General features: G+C 46.1%; 16 protein-coding genes. 8 read left to right on the top strand and 8 right to left on the bottom strand.

What is annotated here, in order from left to right:
* Positions 1–94: 94 nt before the first annotated feature.
* Together glpK and AABA75_RS05595 are read left to right on the top strand one after the other, a co-directional pair.
* Positions 95–1,588: a glycerol kinase GlpK gene (gene glpK, locus AABA75_RS05600; RefSeq protein ID WP_338291564.1), complete on the top strand. Its 1,494-nt coding sequence runs from the start codon at positions 95–97 to the stop codon at positions 1,586–1,588.
* Between the two features lie 111 nt (positions 1,589–1,699).
* On the top strand, positions 1,700–2,689 hold the full coding sequence (locus AABA75_RS05595) for a hypothetical protein (protein ID WP_338291563.1): 990 nt from the start codon (positions 1,700–1,702) through the stop codon (positions 2,687–2,689).
* An 18-nt stretch (positions 2,690–2,707) separates the two neighbouring features.
* Here AABA75_RS05595 and AABA75_RS05590 read toward each other — a convergent pair whose 3' ends face one another.
* Positions 2,708–3,616: a GGDEF domain-containing response regulator gene (locus AABA75_RS05590; RefSeq protein WP_338291562.1), complete on the bottom strand. Its 909-nt coding sequence runs from the start codon at positions 3,614–3,616 to the stop codon at positions 2,708–2,710.
* Between the two features lie 23 nt (positions 3,617–3,639).
* On the bottom strand, positions 3,640–5,037 hold the full coding sequence (locus tag AABA75_RS05585; protein ID WP_338291561.1) for a PhoH family protein: 1,398 nt from the start codon (positions 5,035–5,037) through the stop codon (positions 3,640–3,642).
* A 294-nt stretch (positions 5,038–5,331) separates the two neighbouring features.
* Here AABA75_RS05585 and rapA point away from each other — a divergent pair, with 294 nt between their 5' ends.
* From rapA to AABA75_RS05560, 5 genes are all read left to right on the top strand, one after another.
* Positions 5,332–8,160: an RNA polymerase-associated protein RapA gene (rapA, locus tag AABA75_RS05580; RefSeq protein ID WP_338291560.1), complete on the top strand. Its 2,829-nt coding sequence runs from the start codon at positions 5,332–5,334 to the stop codon at positions 8,158–8,160.
* Positions 8,161–8,172: 12 nt separating this feature from the next.
* A complete protein-coding gene (gene rluA, locus AABA75_RS05575; protein WP_338291559.1) occupies positions 8,173–8,847 on the top strand; it encodes a bifunctional tRNA pseudouridine(32) synthase/23S rRNA pseudouridine(746) synthase RluA in 675 nt (224 codons plus the stop codon).
* 98 nt (positions 8,848–8,945) lie between these two features.
* On the top strand, positions 8,946–9,830 hold the full coding sequence (locus AABA75_RS05570) for a DUF3530 family protein (protein ID WP_338291558.1): 885 nt from the start codon (positions 8,946–8,948) through the stop codon (positions 9,828–9,830).
* A 154-nt stretch (positions 9,831–9,984) separates the two neighbouring features.
* Complete coding sequence (locus AABA75_RS05565) at positions 9,985–10,314, top strand: hypothetical protein (protein WP_338291557.1); 330 nt, start codon at positions 9,985–9,987, stop codon at positions 10,312–10,314.
* Positions 10,315–10,434: 120 nt separating this feature from the next.
* On the top strand, positions 10,435–11,790 hold the full coding sequence (locus AABA75_RS05560) for an AmpG family muropeptide MFS transporter (RefSeq protein WP_338291555.1): 1,356 nt from the start codon (positions 10,435–10,437) through the stop codon (positions 11,788–11,790).
* A gap of 55 nt (positions 11,791–11,845) precedes the next feature.
* On the opposite strand, the gene AABA75_RS05555 is transcribed toward AABA75_RS05560, so the two are convergent.
* Both AABA75_RS05555 and AABA75_RS05550 read right to left on the bottom strand, forming a co-directional pair.
* On the bottom strand, positions 11,846–12,802 hold the full coding sequence (locus AABA75_RS05555; RefSeq protein ID WP_338291554.1) for a sensor domain-containing diguanylate cyclase: 957 nt from the start codon (positions 12,800–12,802) through the stop codon (positions 11,846–11,848).
* Positions 12,803–12,805: 3 nt separating this feature from the next.
* Positions 12,806–13,816: a response regulator gene (locus tag AABA75_RS05550; RefSeq protein WP_338291553.1), complete on the bottom strand. Its 1,011-nt coding sequence runs from the start codon at positions 13,814–13,816 to the stop codon at positions 12,806–12,808.
* A 360-nt stretch (positions 13,817–14,176) separates the two neighbouring features.
* Between AABA75_RS05550 and AABA75_RS05545 the strand changes: the two genes are divergently transcribed.
* Positions 14,177–15,028: a thymidylate synthase gene (locus AABA75_RS05545; protein ID WP_338291551.1), complete on the top strand. Its 852-nt coding sequence runs from the start codon at positions 14,177–14,179 to the stop codon at positions 15,026–15,028.
* An 88-nt stretch (positions 15,029–15,116) separates the two neighbouring features.
* Here the strand turns inward: AABA75_RS05545 and AABA75_RS05540 are convergent, their stop codons facing one another.
* The 4 genes from AABA75_RS05540 to rppH form a co-directional block, all read right to left on the bottom strand.
* Positions 15,117–15,572, bottom strand: a complete 456-nt coding sequence (locus AABA75_RS05540; RefSeq protein WP_338291550.1) for a GNAT family N-acetyltransferase — start codon at positions 15,570–15,572, stop codon at positions 15,117–15,119.
* Positions 15,573–15,588: 16 nt separating this feature from the next.
* Positions 15,589–16,389, bottom strand: a complete 801-nt coding sequence (lgt, locus tag AABA75_RS05535) for a prolipoprotein diacylglyceryl transferase (RefSeq protein WP_338291549.1) — start codon at positions 16,387–16,389, stop codon at positions 15,589–15,591.
* A gap of 83 nt (positions 16,390–16,472) precedes the next feature.
* A complete protein-coding gene (ptsP, locus tag AABA75_RS05530; protein WP_338291548.1) occupies positions 16,473–18,752 on the bottom strand; it encodes a phosphoenolpyruvate--protein phosphotransferase in 2,280 nt (759 codons plus the stop codon).
* Positions 18,753–18,768: 16 nt separating this feature from the next.
* Positions 18,769–19,290: an RNA pyrophosphohydrolase gene (gene rppH / locus AABA75_RS05525; protein WP_338291547.1), complete on the bottom strand. Its 522-nt coding sequence runs from the start codon at positions 19,288–19,290 to the stop codon at positions 18,769–18,771.
* Between the last annotated feature and the right edge of the window lie 18 nt (positions 19,291–19,308).

Genomic DNA, 19,308 nt, shown 5'->3' with positions numbered 1-19,308 from the left:
ACCTACTCTTATATTAGACATAAGATTGTTGTGACCGAATGAAGAACATCAGTACCTGCAGCAACATAAGACAACAAGGCAAGTGAGACTAACAATGAGTTTTGAGAATTGTATACTAGCTATTGACCAGGGAACTACGTCAACTCGTGCCATCGTTTTTAGCGAAACCGGAAAAATCATCTGTAGTGCCCAGCAAGAATTTACTCAGCATTATCCAGACGATGGATGGGTGGAACACGACCCAGAGGAAATCTGGTCTGGTACACTGAAAGTATGCAGAGAAGCCTTAAGTGAAGGAAAAACCCTTGGCGCCCGCGTCGTTACCATTGGCATTACCAATCAAAGAGAAACAACGCTGGTTTGGGATAAAAAAACGGGTAAAGCAATTTATAATGCCATTGTCTGGCAGGACCGTCGCACCGCGGCCGTTTGCGATAAGTTGCGCACCGATGCAACCCTTGAGTTGGTGCAGTCAAAATCAGGGCTATTATTAGACCCTTACTTCTCCGCTACAAAAGTTGCCTGGGTACTAGATAATGTGGAAGGTGCCAGACAGCGCGCCAATGACGGTGAACTTGCTTTCGGCACAATTGACAGCTTTTTGATCTGGCGTCTCACCGGCGGCAAAGAACACCTGACTGATGTTACTAATGCCAGTCGTACCAATCTTTTCAATATTAATTCATTGTGCTGGGATGATGAATTACTAGCTCTGTTTAATGTGCCCGATACCCTACTACCTGAGGTAAAAGAATGTGCCGATGATTTTGGCATCACGGATTCTGCTTTATTTGGTGAAGCAATACCCATTAATGGGGTTGCCGGTGATCAACAAGCAGCAACGGTTGGGCAATGCTGTTTCCAAGAGGGTTCGATCAAGAGTACTTATGGCACCGGATGTTTCGTACTATTGAATACGGGAGATAAGGTACTCACTTCTAAAAACAATCTGTTATCCACTATTGCCTATCAAATCAATGGCAAAGTGAGCTATGCCCTTGAAGGTTCCATTTTTATCGCAGGAGCAGCAGTGCAATGGCTTCGAGATGGGATTGGTGTTATCGAAGACGCCAGAGAAACTGAGACCATGGCACAAAACTTAAATTACGAGCATGGCGTCTACATGGTGCCCGCCTTTGCTGGACTTGGCGCTCCCTATTGGGACCCACTTGCACGCGCCTCTATTTTCGGAATGACCAGAGCAACATCGCCAGATCACTTTGCCAGAGCCGCACTGGAGTCGGTCGCTTACCAAACCTTTGATCTACTGGAAGCTATGTCTCAAGATGGCGTCACCGCCACCTCTATCAATGTCGACGGAGGCATGGTGGCGAATAACTGGGTGTGCCAGTTCATTAGCGATGTACTGAATATCGAGGTAGCACGTCCAGAGATCATGGAAACAACCGCATTAGGCGCGGCGTATCTGGCGGGATTAAAAGCCGGGATATACGAATCAATGGATGATCTGGCACAAAAGCATGCCATTGAACGTAAATTCAATCCAGAACTGGCAGAAGCCACTCGCAACAAACTACTGTCTGGTTGGAAGGCAGCGATTCAGAGTACTTTAAACTTTCTCTACTAGAATACCCGTACAAGCAGCAGTCGCTTCATAATTTTTCATGTTCTGCAGCTTTAGTTACCCAGCGTGGAACCGATATACTATAATGAATACAGGTTCCACGAGGTATATTAATTGCCAAAAGGTATAGCAGGTACTTACAAACAATTTGTATCCGGCAGCGTTCTGGCGCTGATGGTAATTATTTGTGTGCCCAGCTATGCTGCCCAAACCTATTTCCACAAAGAAGACAATAACGACAGCATAGAGCTTCGCTATCGCTGGCAAGATTTTTTTGGCACCCATCGCTCCCTTGCGTTCAAGCTCAATAAAAGCGCTATCGCCACGCAAAATAAACAAAACAAGGTGTTTCGTCCTGAAATAGCGCAGCGCTATGTATTTATGGAACTGCAGCGCAAAGCGCAAACCATTAATCCTAAAGAAGCTCGGGTGCGATTTATTCCCCGCGGAGATGAGTTGCAAATTAAAATAAAAAGTCGTTCGCAACAGATGATAGATAAGTGGATGGGCGAACTCACTTTAGAAAGAGAGGCGGCATTCGATCGCTACCTGGAGATGAACTACTACAGTCGCTATGAAAGTCCGTATGGCCAGGTAGGCGTTAAACCCGATCACATTCGTTTTATTAACGAGGCGGTAACCGCTCTTTTACCTGCATCTCAAGCACTTTACGAACTCATGGATGAAGACAGTACATCCAGAGCCTACGTTAATATGATTCTAAGTTGGGTGCAGAGCATTCCCTACAATCCTTTGGAAGATCGGATGGCTTCTAATGGAGCAGGTTATATTCCCCCATCCGAAGTATTGCTAACTAATAAAGGAGATTGCGATAGCAAAGCGGCTTTAACTGCAGCTCTGTTGCGCTCGTTATTACCAAATCTTCACATGACCCTGGTGTACCTGCCTGACCATGCACTGCTGGGCGCAAACTTGCCTCATTTTGATGGCGAGGAAAAAGTCTCGGACGGGGGTATTGACTATCTATTGCTGGACCCAACAGGCCCGTCTTTAATGAAAGTAGGAGAAGTATCGGACGAGACGGCGAGATATATCAATAACGATATGTTTCGGCTGGAAAAACTGCCGGGCCAGATAAACTGAGGCAAGATAACCAAATAATTATCCGGCGAATACCATGTTACGTCCCGATTGTTTTGCCAGGTAAAGTCTCTCATCAGCGCTATCTATCAGTTCTTTTCTGGACTGATCTTGTTCGGGTACCATACTAGATACTCCAATACTGATTGTAACAACTTCACCAGCAACTGAAAATCCGTGCTTGATTTGCAATGCCTCTACTGCTTCGCGAGCTTTTTCTGCCATGTTTTCAGCGGGGCCAATCTCACAATTGGGCAAGATAAAAGCAAACTCTTCACCACCGTAACGAGCGACAAAATCTCCTGCTCGGTTGGCAACACCAGAAAGCACCCTGGCCACCGCTGCAAGACAATCATCCCCGGCTGTATGTCCATAATTGTCATTGAACTGTTTAAAACAATCGATGTCTATCATGGCAAGAGCCACCGGATATTCACTGCGCATCGCACGCCGCCACTCCTGTTCGAACATCTCGTCGAAAGAACGGCGATTTGGGACTTCAGTTAGACCATCGACGCTGGCTAATTGCTCTAGCAAATCAGTTTTTTGCTTCAGCAAAACTTGATTTCGAACCCGAGCCCGCACCAGTGCCATATTAAAAGGTTTGGTAATGTAGTCTGAAGCGCCCATGGTAAGGCCCAAGACTTCATCTTCGTCACTGCATTTACTGGTAGAGAATATCACCGGCACTTTTTGAGTACGGCGTGAGGTTTTTAATTTACGACAGACTTCATAACCATCCATGTCTGGCATTACAATATCCAGAAGCACGGTATCAGGCACTTCAGCTTCCGCCAATTCCAACGCTTCGATACCAGAGCTGGCCTGCAAAATGCGATAATCATTCTGCAAGCCGTGCGCTAATATTTCCTTATTAATGAAATCGTCATCCACAATTAAAACCGTGGGTTTGCGTATATCTGCTGTCACAAAAGTGCCCTAGTTACAACGTATTAAAGGTGCTCTTCAGCAAACTCAGCAAGTCGACTGCGCACCACGCCATCTAAATTCACTGTAGCACTGCCTGAGAAATTTTTAAATTTTTCCACCAGATATGTTAAACCAGATGTTACCGGGGTAAGATAATTACTATCAATCTGGGCAAGATTACCACCGCAAATCAGTTTGGTACCCTCACCACATCGGGTAATAATGGTTTTCAACTGTGATGCCGTTAAATTTTGCGACTCATCCAGTATTACAATGGCATTTTGAATACTGCGTCCTCGCATAAAGTTCACCGATTTAAATTGGATATTGGCTTTTTCCATGATGTAGTTCATGGAGCCTTTGGTGTTTTCATCGTTTTTGTGCAAGACTTCCAAACTATCAGTAATAGCCGCCAGCCATGGCGTCATCTTTTCTTCTTCAGTACCGGGTAAGAAACCAATTGATTCAGCGATTTCCGGGGTACTTCGCGTCACGATGATCTTGTCATACATGTTCTTTTCCACCACCATTTCTAGCGCCGCCGCCAGTGCCAGTAGTGTTTTACCTGAGCCTGCCGGCCCGGTTAATATCACTAAATCAATATGAGGATCTAACAAGGCGTGCATGGCCATTGCCTGACCAATATTTTTTGGTGAGATGCCCCAGGCGTTTTTGCCCATCAAGCGCTCATAGCCCATGTCCAACACGTCCATGGTCTCACCATTTACCGATTCCACAATCCCGGCAAAATGGTCGGTATCATCCAACAAAAACTCATTCACATAGGCTTCTGGTAGTACCTCTTGGCTGATAGTGTGTATGGTGTCGCGTCCTTCGGTGCGACTTTCCACTGAGGTCACATTATCCCAAAAGTCCCCTTCAAAGCGATGATAACCTCGACTGAGATACTTGATATCGCTAACTAACTGATCGGTGCGATAGTCTTCTACTTTAGCAAGACCTGCACCTTTCGCTTTTAAGCGCATATTGATGTCTTTGGTGACCAATACTACGACGCGATCAGGCATGTCTTTTTGCAAAAACAGCGCCGCATTGATAATACGATTGTCGTTTTCTTTGCTGGTAAAGCGTTCTTCGCCAGTGGGTAATTGATGGTCGGCAAAAATCGACATTTTCCCAGTTGGTGCAGCGTCCCCCGCAGTCAAACCGACCAAAGAAACGCCCTTAGTCATGTCTTCTGGTGTAGCTTCGTGCAATATGTCTTCCATCGCACGAATACTCACCCGCGCATCTCGGGCCACATCTTTTTTGCTGTCTTTTATGTAATCCAACTCTTCTAACACTGTCATTGGAATGACCACGTCGTGTTCTTTAAAAGAGAGGAAAGCAAGGGGTTCGTGCAACAGGATATTCGTATCTAAAACGTAGAGTTTGGAGGCAGAGGTTGTTTTTTCAGGCATTCGCCACTCCGTATATGTAACCATGGGGGTTAACTCACTGCATTTTTTATCATTTCCGTTTGCAGTCAGTCTGGTCAGTGAATGGCTTCACAATGGCGATGCCATTCATCTCCACAATAGATCACTTTGACGGGACATTCACCTGTTTTTAACAATAAAAAACCATGAAGTTATTATGACGCTCAAAGAATAAACAATTTCTACAAATGATAATTGGAGCAGCAGACTATCTTCCTGTAGAATCCCGCGCCCGCTTTGCTAAAGTTATAACAGATAAACGAGATAGAGATTCAAATGGCAATTCAAGATCTTCCCGCATTAGGTCAACGTTGGTTAAGCAACGCAGAAGTAGAACTGGGTCTGGGCACCGTAGTGGCAATGGACGAGAGAACTATCTCATTACTCTTTCCGGCATCTGGTGAAAGTCGCAATTACGCGCGCAAGAATGCCCCGATAACTCGAGTCAGATTTGCCGAAGGTGATACCGCCACTCATCATGAGGGTTGGCAGTTTAAAATCAATCAAGTTATTGAAGCTAATGAGACACTTGAATACGTTGCCACCCGTCAGGACACCGGCGAAGCTGTGAAGGTAAAAGAAACCTTTTTATCCCATGATTATGTTTTAACCGAACCACAAGATCGTTTGTTTAATGGTCACTATGACGGCCCCAGATGGTTTGATATGCGCAAGCAATCCATTGTGCATCGCCACAACCATTTAACCTCTCCGCTTTTGGGCTTCCTCGGTGCACGCGTATCTTTGATCCCTCATCAGTTACACATTGCCAAAGAGGTGGGGCAACGCATGGCCCCTCGCGTATTGTTGGCCGATGAAGTAGGCTTAGGTAAAACCATCGAAGCCGCCATGATAATTCATCAGCAATTGCTCACTGAACGAGCCCACAGAGTGTTGATTGTGGTACCAGATTCACTGGTGAATCAATGGCTTGTAGAAATGCTGCGCAAGTTCAATTTGAGTTTTGCCATTTTCGACGAGGAGCGCTGTGAGTCTCTCGCTGAGGAGGAGGGAAATCCCTTCGACAGTGAACAGCTTGTTTTATGCAGCTTAAATTTCCTGACCCACAATACCCGTTACTTTCAGCAAGCATCAGAATCTCAGTGGGACCTGTTAATCGTGGATGAGGCTCACCACCTGAAATGGTCCCCCGGAAATCCTTCGCAGGAATACCAAGTTATTGATGAGTTGGCCAGCAAAACCAAGGGAGTATTATTACTTACCGCCACACCAGATCAGTTAGGCCACGAAAGTCATTTTGCGCGTTTGAGATTGTTGGATGCCAATCGCTTTCACGATTACAGCGCCTTCTTAAAAGAAGAGCAAGAATACGCGCAATTGGCAGAGACAGTAAGTGCATTGCTGGGTTCGGCCATGCTAACTGAAACACACTACAGTCAGTTAAAAGAGAAATTGTCTGACCTGAATCATGACCTTGCCGAACTCAACAGCAATCACAGTTTGCGTGAGCAGTTGGTTACCGATTTATTAGATCGCCATGGCACTGGCCGAGTACTTTTCAGAAACTCCCGAAAAACTATCAGTGGTTTCCCCGGACGTTATCTCAACGCAGCGCGTTTGGATGAGCCAGTTGAATATGCTGAGAACAGTGATATCCCCAAAATTAATGCTCACCTGACGCCGGAGATTTATTACGCCGGAACTGACCTCTGGACAGATATCGACACCAGAGTAAATTGGTTCCTCGATACTCTGCAAAGCTTGAAGGGTGAAAAAGTACTGACCATATGTGCCAACGCCATCACGGCATTGGATCTAGCTGAAACCCTGCGGGTTAAAACTGGCATGCGCGCCACCGTATTTCACGAAGGCATGAGCATAGTAGAGCGTGATAAAGCCGCCAATTACTTTGCCCAAAGTGAAGACGGCGCGCAGGTGTTGATCACCAGTGAAATAGGCAGTGAAGGACGTAACTTCCAGTTCGCTCATCACCTGGTATTGTTTGACTTACCCCTCAACCCGGACTTGCTGGAACAGCGTATCGGTCGCCTCGACCGTATCGGTCAAAAACACGATATTCAGATCCATGTGCCGGTATTTAGCAGTTCCGGACAGGATGTGTTGCTGCGCTGGTTTGATGAGGGGCTTGATGCCTTCAGCCACACTTGTCCAATCGGCGCTACCGTTTACGATGAGCAAAGTGAGCAATTAGAAAGCTGCTTGTTTGAACCTGAGCAAAGTGAGCAATTGGAGCAGCTGTTAGGCCAAACTAAACAAATTCGCCAAGAGTTGTTGGCAAAGTTGGAACAAGGGCGTGACAAACTGTTGGAGCTCAACTCCTCGGGTATTGGCAAAATTGAAGCTTTTGTAGAGCAGTTAGAAGACTCGGATCAATCCCCTACCCTTGAACGCTTCATGACTCAGCTGTTTGATACCTTGGGTATTTTACAGGAAGAAAAAGACGATCATTGTTACCTGTTGACACCGACGGAGTCTATGGTGAGCCACTTGCCGGGTTTGCAGGATGAAGGCATGACCATTACCTATGAGCGCGACACCGCAACACATCTGGAACACGTGCACTTTATCAGTTGGGATCACCCATTAGTGCACAACGCAATTGACATGTTATTGGCAGATGTACACGGCAAGTCTTCTATGGCGTTTACCGCCAATAAAGCCTTACCAGCCGGATATTATTGGCTGGAATGCCTTTATGTTTTATCGGCAAAAGGTGATAAACGTCTGCAGTTGAATCAGTACTTCCCTGACACCCCCATCAGTTTTTCCGTGAGCGCTAAAGCCCAGGAAGAAGACACCTTCTTCCCGCTACTGGATAAAGTGCCACGTAAGATTGGAAGCCAGCTGATCAATGCTCTAACAGCCCAGTTCCAGAAAACCCTGGCAATGGCGGAAAAAATTGGTAGCGAAAAAGCAAAAGCAGTTAAACAAGACAAAGTCAGTCAGATTGAGCGAAAGCTCAGCGCAGACATTGCTCGTCTGAAAGCCTTACAAGCGGTTAATCCCTCGGTGCGAGAGGAAGAAATTCAGATACTGACGCAACAGCTAGAAGGATTGCTAAAGGCTGCAAACAATGCCCAGTTGCGCTTGGAAGCAGTTCGCGTTGTGGTTAACAATCCCTAAAAAGAAACGACTTTGGCGATAATTAACTACAATCCTCCCATCAGTCCATGGCTTAAATTTCTCTACCGGGATGAAGATATCCTGGTATTGGAAAAGCCCAGCGGACTACTTTCGGTGCCAGGCAAACAAGCTGAGCACAAAGATAGCCTGCAATTGCGGGTGCAACGAGTATTTCCCAGCGCGACTGTAGTGCACCGGTTGGATATGGCCACCTCAGGTATCATGTTGTTTGCGCTAAACAAAGCCGCCCACAAACACATTGGTTTACAGTTTGAAAAAAGGCTGACAAAGAAACGCTACTTCGCTCGCGTGTACGGCAACCCTGAGCAGGAACAAGGTAGTGTTGACCTGCCACTTATTTGTGACTGGCCCAATCGACCGAAACAAAAAGTGGATGCCGAAAATGGTAAAAAAGCGCTGACTCACTATCAGGTTGTGCACACTGCCGAAAACTGGAGCCTGGTAGAATTAACTCCCGTCACAGGACGCTCTCATCAATTACGCGTACACATGTTGAGTCTGGGCCATCCAATCTTGGGAGATAGACTGTATGCTCATCAGGAAGCCTTAAGCATGGCACCTCGCCTGCAGTTACATGCAGCTGAATTAGGTATTGAGCATCCGGTGAATGGTGAAATGTTACAATTTAACTCGCCGCATCCGTTTGCCGACGACATAAAAAGTTAAGTCTTTGAGTATTTTGCGGATAACCTTATCAAAGCAATACACAAACTAACCAAAATTACGTGCGCCTTATTACCGTCCTGACAACCTGGATCTGTTTCATGAGCCTTGCCATACCGGCTACAGCCCAGCATCGTATCGATGATCTGGATGCCTTGAAGCATGATATGCAAAGAAGCCTGCGCCCTGAGCAATACCGCACCTTGATGATGGGTGAACAAGAGACGGTCGTCGTTATCAGAGAGTCTAATCAGGCAATATCTAAAGGCGCCGCCATTTTAGTGGGTGAAACCGGTAAAAACGGGGCGAGCCACTTGGGTCTGGCAGCTCTTGCCCCCTATCTAAATGATTTTGGTTGGACCACCATTCTGGTTACGGCCCCCACGCTGGATTTTGAGGTTCCGGAAGAAACCGAGTCTGAGAACAGCACCTCTCAATCTCCTGATGAGCCTACCGATACAACGGCAGCAGACCCAAGCAGCGATCCCAATGATTTGCCACCACCGAATCAAATGATCCCCTCTTATTCAACGACACAGATAATCAGTGAAGCGAGCTTTAAACAGCAAGAGCAGGATTTCTTGTTATTAATGAACGCGGTAGAGCAAGAACGCATGAATTATCCGGGTTTCGCATTGATTATCGCTCAAGGCACCTCGGCTGCCTGGCTGGCGAAATTGTATGGCGATGGTGAACTGTACGAACCCGACGCGATTGTTACCATGGGCATCAACTGGCCACAGCACGATCTCAATATTTTAGTTCCGGAGTTATTGGCACGTACCCCTGTCCCGGTGCTGGATATTTACAACCAGTTTGACAGCGAGTGGACACTGTCCACGGCCAAGGACAGAAAAGTAGAAGCCATAAAGTCATTGAAGCTACACTATCGTCAGCGAGAGTTAATAGGTCCACGAGTAGATCGGCAACAATACCCTCTGTTAGCTCGAGAGATCCATGGCTGGTTAACCTATATGGGTTGGTAAGCGAAAGCGCCACTTTATTAATGTGGAAACCAGCCCTCATAAAAATAAATAAAACGTTTTTTCAAGAACATAACCTGGTGGTCAGGCACCGTTCAGGCAAAATTTTTAAGTTCAGCTATACTCAGGTGGAATTTAAAAGAGATGTACTTAAGCAGTGACCACCAGTGTAGACAACTTCATCAATGCCAAAGCCCCACAACTGGCGTATTACGTGAGGGCATTTTGGGAGCGTCGCATTCCTTACTCTGAAGTTGATCTTTACTTTTGGGATACCATGGAAGAATGGACCCAAATCGAAGCTGCCAGTCATGAGCCGAGTAGTCAAAGAGAGCGGGTATTCTGGCACCTTCTGCATCAATTACATTTTTGGGCGGAAGATAAATTACTTGATGATCCTTACCTTCACTCCGAATTAAAAGTCTGTGTTGATTATCTGGAAGGAGCCGGACACTTTCCGCTTGATTGCGTCGGTGTCAGACCTTAATAAAGGACGTCCACTTAAAGGCCTTGATTAACCACTGTTAACACCTTTTTATTCATCTGCCATTGATTCAATCGGCAATGCGTGATCCAATAGCCAAAAACAACAATAAGAAATAGCACCTTGCCCAAGTTCGCAGAACAATTCAAAGCCTATTACGACAGACGTATTCTAACGGTTTTTCTGTTTGGTATCGCCAGTGGTTATCCCTGGGTCATGATCAGCTCAGCAATGACAGCTTGGTTAAAAGAAGAAGGCCTTTCCCGCACCTCAATTGGTTTATTCAGTGTTATTTTTGTTGCCTATTCCATCAATTTTTTGTGGTCCCCTCTGATGGACAGAATACGACTGCCTTTTTTGGGACTGCGGCGCGGCTGGATTATAAGTATGCAAGCCCTGATTGCCATCGCGTGTTGCTTTATGGGGCAGCTGGACGCCAATACCCAATTGTATTTTATGGCCCTGGCAGGTCTTATCATTGCCATTTGTTCTGCCACTCAAGACATCGCCATTGATGCCTATCGCATCGATATTATCGGCCAAAGTGAAAAAGACAAACTGTCTGCAGCTTCCGCTATGGCCACTGCTGGTTGGTGGACCGGCTATGGCGGTCTCGGCGCTATTCCATTTTTCATCTCTGATTGGCCGGGATGGAGTTGGTCGGAGATTTATTTCGTCTTGGCGGCAATTATGGCGTTACTCTCTTTGGCTGTATTATGGGCTAAAGAGCCGCAAATCAATCGCAGTGTGGCACAGCAACAAGCCGTTGCCTTTTACGAAAAGCAACTACAAGGCAAACAACTACAAAGCCTGCAAAAACTCGGTGTCTGGATTTTAGTCACCATTGTGGAACCCTTCCGTGAATTTTTTGCTCGCAATGGCTTTCGCTTTGCCCTTTCCATCCTGGCATTTATTTTTCTATTCAAAATGGGCGAAGCCTTCTTGGGTAGAATGTCGGTGGTATTTTATAAAGAGATTGGCTTCAGCAATACCGATATTGGTACTTACTCCAAACTACTCAATTGGTGGGTGACAATATTTTTTGCCGTATTGGGTGGTTTAGTGAATATTCGCTACGGCATCTACCGGGGACTTATGATCAGCGGAATTACTATGGCAGCCAGTAACTTAATGTTCTCTCTGATTGCCGTCGTAGGGCCCGATAAAACCCTGTTTGTGGCGGCAATATTCGTGGATGGGTTTACCTCAGCCTGGTCCTCTGTCGCCATGGTGGCCTTTATTTCGCTTATGTGTAATCAAACCTTTTCCGCAACGCAATATGCGCTTATGGCCTCACTGGGCGTGCTTGGCAGGACATTCCTGGCCTCATCAAGTGGTTTTATTGTGGACACTATGGATGGCAACTGGGCGCTATTCTTTATCCTCACCGCAGTAATGGTACTACCCAGTTTACTGTTTTTATGGAGTATTCGAGATAAGATCCACCAATTGGAAGGCAGGCAGACAAGTTCTGCCTGATGGTAACTTTTAAGCAAGCATCAATGGGACTATGCCAAGGGCTACCCAGAGTGCCTTATTGACTAATTATAACCCGGTTTCGCCCAGACTCTTTGGCTTCGTATAACCCCTGGTCGGCTTTTTCAATCCACGCCATGTATTCACCAAATGAACTGTGAAATTCAGCCAAGCCAATACTCACGGTAAATTCGATAGTTTGACCTTCATAATCCACCGGCAGGTGCTCGGCTAGTTTACGGATACGCTCTGCGACAATTTTTGCGCTGGCGACCTCAGTATCAGGCAAGATGATAGTAAATTCCTCACCACCGTAACGCCCGGCAATATCGGTTTCGCGAATGGCTTTAGCAATGATTTTAGCCAGCATCTTAATGGTTTTATCACCAGCCGGGTGACCATAAGTATCATTAACCTTTTTAAAGTGGTCGATATCCAGAATCATCATGGTAGCCAGGCGTCCGGTGCGCATTGCGCGTTTAAACTCCGCGTCGCACATCTCTTCCCAATAGCGTCGATTGAAAAGCCCGGTTAAGCCATCAATACGGCTTATCTTTTCCAGTTGTTTATTGGCGGCTTCAAAACGCTGCTTACTGATTGCTTCATCCGTAACGTCGTACACCACAATACAAATTTGATTCACTTCGCCATTGAGAGAGGTCAACGGAAAAATGGTGATGTTTTGATACATCAACTCGGTAGCTGAAGTAATGGGACGGTATGCTTCAAATTTAAACAGATGAGGGCGCTGCTCCCAAATAATGAATGCAGGACTTTTAAGCTTAAATACCGGATCGGTTTTGCGCCGGAACCATTCAGCATCAATCTCGGGGAACATTTCGAATAAGGGCTTACCGCGAACTCGCGCCGGAGACATACCGCTGTGGCTTTCCATAAATTGATTCCAAATCTCAATATTGAAATCTCTATCCACAACAGCGATACCCACTTCAATGGAACCCAATAAGTCGTGCTTCAAATGCAGATCTTCTAATTCTGCCATTACGTTAGACATGACTTATAACTCCACCAAATTAACCAGTTTCTTAAAAATAATTTCCATCGCTTTGTCTGGAAATAGCAACATCAAATCAAAATGAATATCCTGATTTTCAATCGAATAAGCGATCTCAATGGCCACCACCTTGTTCCAGCGGCTGACGCTATCGTGCAACAAACCTTCCAGATCACAATGCCGTCCCAATATCATGGGATGATTCTGACCAAACTTTACGTGTAGCTGTTCTGATAAGGCATGTAAGCAAGCCCCGATGAGAATATTTGAAATATCCATCAGAGCTTCCAGCTCTATTTGCTCAGTGATTTTCGCTTGGTCATATTTCAGCAGACGCACCATGTTGGCAAAATTGGAATCATTGAATAAAAGTAACGCCTCACCATTTATCCCTGCCGAAATAAAACCTTGTGAAATGGCAGAGATTGAATCACTTTGTTGAATTTCCGCGATGGCCATATGTAATTCGGTTGATTCAATGATATTGACATTGGGAATGGGTAATTCAATAAACACATCCAATAGTTGCGCCAGCTTTTCGCCTGCCTGCCCCATTGCCACATTAGCCATTTCTCGATAGGCATCCAGCTTATCAATGGCATTTTCCGGAGTAGTGATTGTTTCTGGCTTGGAGGGTGAAGCATTGCCGGAATAAATCCCACAACCGGATAAAATTTCATACAACTTGACGTTATCAATGGGCTTGCGAATGAACTCTAACGCCCCCATCGCCATCATTCTTTTGCGTGCTTCAGGTTGCACGTCTCCGGAAACCACAATGACCTTCACCGATAGCTGCTGCTGTTGAATGCGCAGCATGGTTTGATAACCATCAAGCACCGGCATGTTGAGATCTAAAAACATCAGCTCCACATGGCCAGCCTGAATCGCATCGAGCGCTTCCTGACCGTTACTGGCATAACTGATACTGACATCCCATTGCTCCGGAATGGAGCGTGCCATTTGTTTTCTGGCAAAACCTGAGTCGTCACAAATTAAAATGGGTGTCGTCATTGTTTAATTAAATTACCTTGATATTCAATTCGTGCTGCAAATTACATTTTTAATGCAAAAATGATTGTTCTATAAATTTTTCGCTCTTCCTGTGCCGCAATTTGCTGTTACTGACACTCGTGTAGGAAATGCGCACGCAATATATCCCAGCATAGTGAAGGCTGAGCAATATCTCAATATAAACTTAAGTCTAACTAGCACAATAAACTTTACATATTTGCACACTATTCAACCAGTTAGTTCATTAAATGAGTGATTACTTGGTATTATCTCGATGAACTTCAAAAAATTATCAGTTTACAGGATTGGGATTTTGACCGGGACTGTTAAAATAGCACAAACCACACAGCAGAGTAACTTATGGATCAGTATCTTAAATTATGTCAGCGCATTGTTGATGAAGGTGTTTGGGTTAACAACGAACGAACCGGTAAACGATGCCTGACCGTGATCAACCATGATCTCAGCTATGACGTTGGGGCTGGTGAGTTTCCGCTAGTTACCACGCGAAAAAGTTTCTGGAAAGCGGCGATTGCCGAAATTATCGGATACTTACGCGGTTACGATAATGCCGCAGACTTTCGCTCCATAGGCACTAAAACCTGGGATGCCAATGCCAATCAGAATGAGGCATGGCTCAATAACCCTCATCGCAAGGGAGAAGACGATTGTGGTTTCATTTACGGTAAAGTGGCCAGAAATTTTCCAAAACCCGATGGTGGCTCGGTGGATTTGTTAAAACAGATTGTCGATGATCTTTCCCAAGGTAAGGACAATCGCGGCGAAATCCTGACCTTTTATCATCCGGGCGCATTTCATCTGGGCTGTTTAAGACCTTGCATGTACAGCCATCACTTCTCAATATTAGGAGATACTCTGTACCTCAACAGTACACAACGCTCTTGCGACGTACCGCTGGGGCTAAACTTCAATATGGTGCAAGTCTATGTCTTGTTGGCACTAATGGCACAAATTACCGGACTAAAATCGGGTAAGGCTTATCACAAACTAGTGAATTGCCACATTTACGAAGACCAATTAGCACCAATGCGAGATATACAGTTGCAACGCGAACCCTTCCCTTCGCCAACCTTAAAGATCAATCCAGACATTAAAACACTACAGGATATCGAAACCTGGGTCACCATGGATGATTTTGAATTAGAGGGCTATCAATACCACCCGGCCATTCAATATCCGTTTTCGGTGTAATTTTTACCTCGGCGTAGTTTTTACTTCGGCGCAATTTGTGCAAATGTACAGGTGATTGGATGTACAGGTGATTGGATGTACAGGTGATTCAACGCACCTGCAATTTCATTTCCAGTAATGATGGCTCGAAGCCCAGTTTTGCATAAGCCTTGATAGCTGCCTGATTCTGGGTATACACATCTAAATAAAAATCATGAACACCTTGCTCTTTGGCCCAATCTATAAGATGGCTAATGACTTTTTGATTCAGACCTTGCCCGCGATAATCTGGTGCTACGTACATAAACCCCAGATAGCCATCCCGGGCATGGTTTAAAGATGGCTTTGAGTCACGCAGTTTAACGTAACCTGTAGCCGCAATCTCATTATTGATTTCAGCCACCAGCAAATAGCTTTGCGCTTGCTCAATGAGCGCAGCCAGGTCGTAGTATTTTGGACGCCCCGGTTTTATCTGGCCATTGAAGGGGCGCTCAGCCTCTACGACTGCCTGCTCTAACTCCAGCAATTCAGGAATATCATCTGCGGTCGCGGCTCTGAATTTCAAAACGCTCAACCTGTGATTATTTTACTGGCTGTGCAGCGGCCTTTTTGTAGGCTCGCAACATTATAATGGCCCCGATAATCACCATGGGTAGCGACAGGACTTGTCCTTGAGAAATAAGACCACCGTACAACCCGAGGTGGGCATCCGGTTCACGGAAATACTCTACGATAAAGCGAAACGCGCCATAGCCCACTAAAAACAAACCTCCAACGGCTCCAACCGGACGTTCTTTTTTAGAGTAGAACCACAAAATTAAGAACAGCACTAAGCCTTCCAGAAAGAACTCATACAGCTGTGACGGATGACGTGGCAGCGCGCCGGCATTGGGGAAAACCACCCCCCAAGGTACATCAGTGGTACGCCCCCACAACTCGGCATTGATAAAATTACCAATCCGGCCGGCACCTAAACCAATAGGGACAAGGGGAGCGACAAAATCGCCAACATAGAACAAACTGGTTTGCTTTTTCCTGGCAAACCAATACAACGCAGCAATAACGCCTAACAATCCCCCGTGGAATGACATACCACCAGTCCAGATCTTAAACAGATATAACGGGTCCGACAGAAACAGGTCAAACTGATAAAACAACACATAACCAATACGGCCTCCCACAATAACCCCAAGGAAGCCATAAAATAGCATGTCACTCAATTCATCCTTACTCCAGGGAGTGCGATGTAAGCGTCGATTGGCCAGCATGAAAGCGGCGACAAAACCAATCAGGTACATCATGCCATACCATCTGAGGCTGACGGGCCCAATACTGAAAATAACAGGGTCAATCGCGGGGAAAGTAATAAAATTGTCGGACATAAGTTCTATCGCTTAGGAATTCATATTTGCAGGCGGCATGTTAGCAGGATGCTAGCCTATTTGTAAGACAGCATGATGAATCATTATTTACCCGCTCTGACGAGGCCCCCCAGCCCCAGATATTCTAACTCCATGTTAAGGAAATCACGGATTTCAGACGCTTCCATCAGAGCTAATGCCTTTTGCAATACGTCCTGCATTTTGGCCTCAGTTTGACGCCGAATAACCCACTTCACTCGTGCGATGGCATGGCCATTGATACTTAATTTGCTATACCCCATTGCCAGCAGCAACATGACACCGGCGGGTTCAGCAGCTAATTCGCCACAAACGGTAACAGGAATGTCGTGTTGATTGGCCACTTGTGCAATTTGATAAAGTGCTCTCAACACCGCAGGATGATAACTTTGATACAGGTCTGAGACTCTGGGGTTGTTGCGGTCCACCGCTAAAAGGTATTGGGTTAAGTCATTACTGCCTACGGAGAAAAAGTCCACCAGCTCGGCTAACTCTTGAAGTTGCCAGAGCACCGAAGGTACTTCCAGCATTACCCCAATCTTGGGTTTTCTAATCTCTAGTCCTTCGCGATTTGCCTCTTCACGCACCTCATAAAAAGCTTGCCTAATGAGTCGCTTGGCTTCTTTTACCTCTTCAATTGAAGTGATCATGGGCAACATAATTTGCAGATTGTGCAAGCCGATACTGGCTTTGATCATGGCCCTGACTTGTACCAAAAAGATCTCCGGATGGTCCAGCGTCATGCGGATGCCACGCCACCCCAAAAACGGGTTTTCTTCCTGAAAAGGAAAATAAGGTAGCGGTTTGTCGCCGCCCACGTCCAGTGTCCTCATAGTTACAGGACGAGGCGCGTACTTGTCCAACAAAGTGCGATACAGCAAACGTTGCTCCTCTTCGCCCGGGAAACGGTCCCGAGCCATAAATGGCATTTCGCTGCGATACAAGCCTACACCATCAGCCAGAGCACTGGACTGGTTTTCCAGCTCTTGAGATAATCCCACATTGAGATATAAGCCAATAGCCTGGCCATCTTGTGTAATAGCCTCAGCTTCTTCTTCGGCCGATACAATTTTATTGAGCTCTTTTTCTTCTTTCACCAGCGCTTCAAAGCTAAGGCGCTTTTGCAGCTCTGGTGCAACGGTGATTTCACCAGAGTAGCCATCCAATAACACTTCTTTACCAGCGAGGTGGCTGACATGTAACTCTGTGACCCCCAAGACGGCCGGTATTCCCATCGCTCTTGCTAGTATTGCGGCGTGAGAGTTTACGGAGCCGCGCATAGCAATAATGCCCTGCAGTTTCTTTACCGGTATTTCCGCTAACATAGTGGCGGTGATCTCTTCAGCCACCAAAATGGCTTTGTCCGGAATTGGTGCCGCTCGACGCTTATCGTCAACAAGACGGCCAAACACTCGGTCTCCCAAATCAATCACATCGACAGCGCGTTCTTGCATGTAAATATCTTGCATCTGTGAGAATTGTCTGGCGTAGCTATCCACCACTTGTTTCAAGGAGGTGGCGGCATCCCAACCATCGCGAATTTTAGCTTCAACTTCCTTGCCTAAACTGGCGGCATCCAGCAGAAAATCATAGGTCTGGAAAATATTGGCGACATCTTGCGGAACATTTTGAGTGACTTGCAAGGTGAGCTTTCGAATATCTGTTTTAGTGCGCTTAACAGCTCTGCGATAGCGAGAAATTTCCTGTTCGAACTTTTCGCAACGAGTGGCAAGGTAATCCGACAAGCGGGCTTTTTTGTTGGGCTGATAACCCACCCCGAGTGCTAATCCTGACGAGCCGGGGCGCCCGTACAAGGCTTTCTGCCAAAGCTGAATACCATCAACCCCCGATAATTTTACCGCGCCTCGCGCCTCAGCATTAGCTACCTCCAAAGCCATCTGCGCCGCTAAAGTGATCAATAAAGATTCTTCTTCTTCGGCGAAGCGACGTCGGGATTTTTGTTGTAGCGAAACCACGCCTAGAACTTTGCGCTGGTGTATGATGGGGGCACCTAAAAAGGCGTGATAACTTTCTTCTTTTACATCGGGGTAATGTTTAAAACGAGGATGGGACTGGGCATCAGCGATATTGATGGGCTCTTCACGTTGGCCAATCCAGCCAATTATTCCCTCGGAGAATCCGATTCGGGTTTCACCTATGGCCTCTTTGGCCAGACCTTCGGTAGCCACCAACACAAAACACTGGTTATCAGTATCGGCCAGATAGATAGCACAACAGTCAACTTTCATGGCCTGTTGCAACAGATAGCTAACACGCTGCAGGGCTTCTTCCAGCACCGGAATATGCCCTATTTCTTCAACTATCTGTCTCAGTGTGCTCAGCATAGATTATGATACACCGTTATCTTCGTCGCCGCTTTTTGCGTTTTTGCTCAGAGCTATTTTTGTTCAGATTCATAGCCACTGAAACAAACTCCTTCATCACCCTCCGATAGACATCTCGTTTGAAAGAAACAACGTTGCGAATTGGATACCAGTAGCTTACCCATCGCCAGTCATCAAACTCAGGATGCCCTGAGTGCAACAAGTTCACATCTTCATCGGCACAGGTTAGCTGCAACAAAAACCATTTTTGTTTTTGTCCAATGCATACTGGATTTGAATCTTGTCGAATCAATCGCTTCGGTAAACGATAGCGGATCCAGTTTTTAGTCACCCGTAATATTTTAACCTGATGTGATTTTAGTCCTACCTCCTCATGTAGCTCTCTGAACATGGCCTCTTCAGCCGACTCGCCTTCATCGATACCGCCCTGTGGAAACTGCCAGGAATGCTGCCCAAATCTTCTGGCCCAAAAAACCTGACCGTTGCGATTACAAATCACTATGCCCACATTTGCGCGGAATCCTTCTGTGTCAATCACTTAGACTCCCGGGCACAA

This window comes from Planctobacterium marinum, from assembly GCF_036322805.1.
Classification (GTDB): domain Bacteria; phylum Pseudomonadota; class Gammaproteobacteria; order Enterobacterales; family Alteromonadaceae; genus Planctobacterium; species Planctobacterium marinum_A.
This window is presented reverse-complemented; position numbering and strand designations above follow the sequence as displayed.

Coding starts and splice junctions, on each gene's coding strand:
- AABA75_RS05555 (WP_338291554.1), bottom strand. CDS start 12,802: ATGTCTAACGTAATGGCAGAATTAGAAGATCTGCATTTGAAGCACGAC.
- AABA75_RS05545 (WP_338291551.1), top strand. CDS start 14,177: ATGGATCAGTATCTTAAATTATGTCAGCGCATTGTTGATGAAGGTGTT.
- AABA75_RS05585 (WP_338291561.1), bottom strand. CDS start 5,037: ATGCCTGAAAAAACAACCTCTGCCTCCAAACTCTACGTTTTAGATACG.
- AABA75_RS05570 (WP_338291558.1), top strand. CDS start 8,946: ATGAGCCTTGCCATACCGGCTACAGCCCAGCATCGTATCGATGATCTG.
- ptsP (WP_338291548.1), bottom strand. CDS start 18,752: ATGCTGAGCACACTGAGACAGATAGTTGAAGAAATAGGGCATATTCCG.
- lgt (WP_338291549.1), bottom strand. CDS start 16,389: ATGTCCGACAATTTTATTACTTTCCCCGCGATTGACCCTGTTATTTTC.
- AABA75_RS05550 (WP_338291553.1), bottom strand. CDS start 13,816: ATGACGACACCCATTTTAATTTGTGACGACTCAGGTTTTGCCAGAAAA.
- glpK (WP_338291564.1), top strand. CDS start 95: ATGAGTTTTGAGAATTGTATACTAGCTATTGACCAGGGAACTACGTCA.
- rapA (WP_338291560.1), top strand. CDS start 5,332: ATGGCAATTCAAGATCTTCCCGCATTAGGTCAACGTTGGTTAAGCAAC.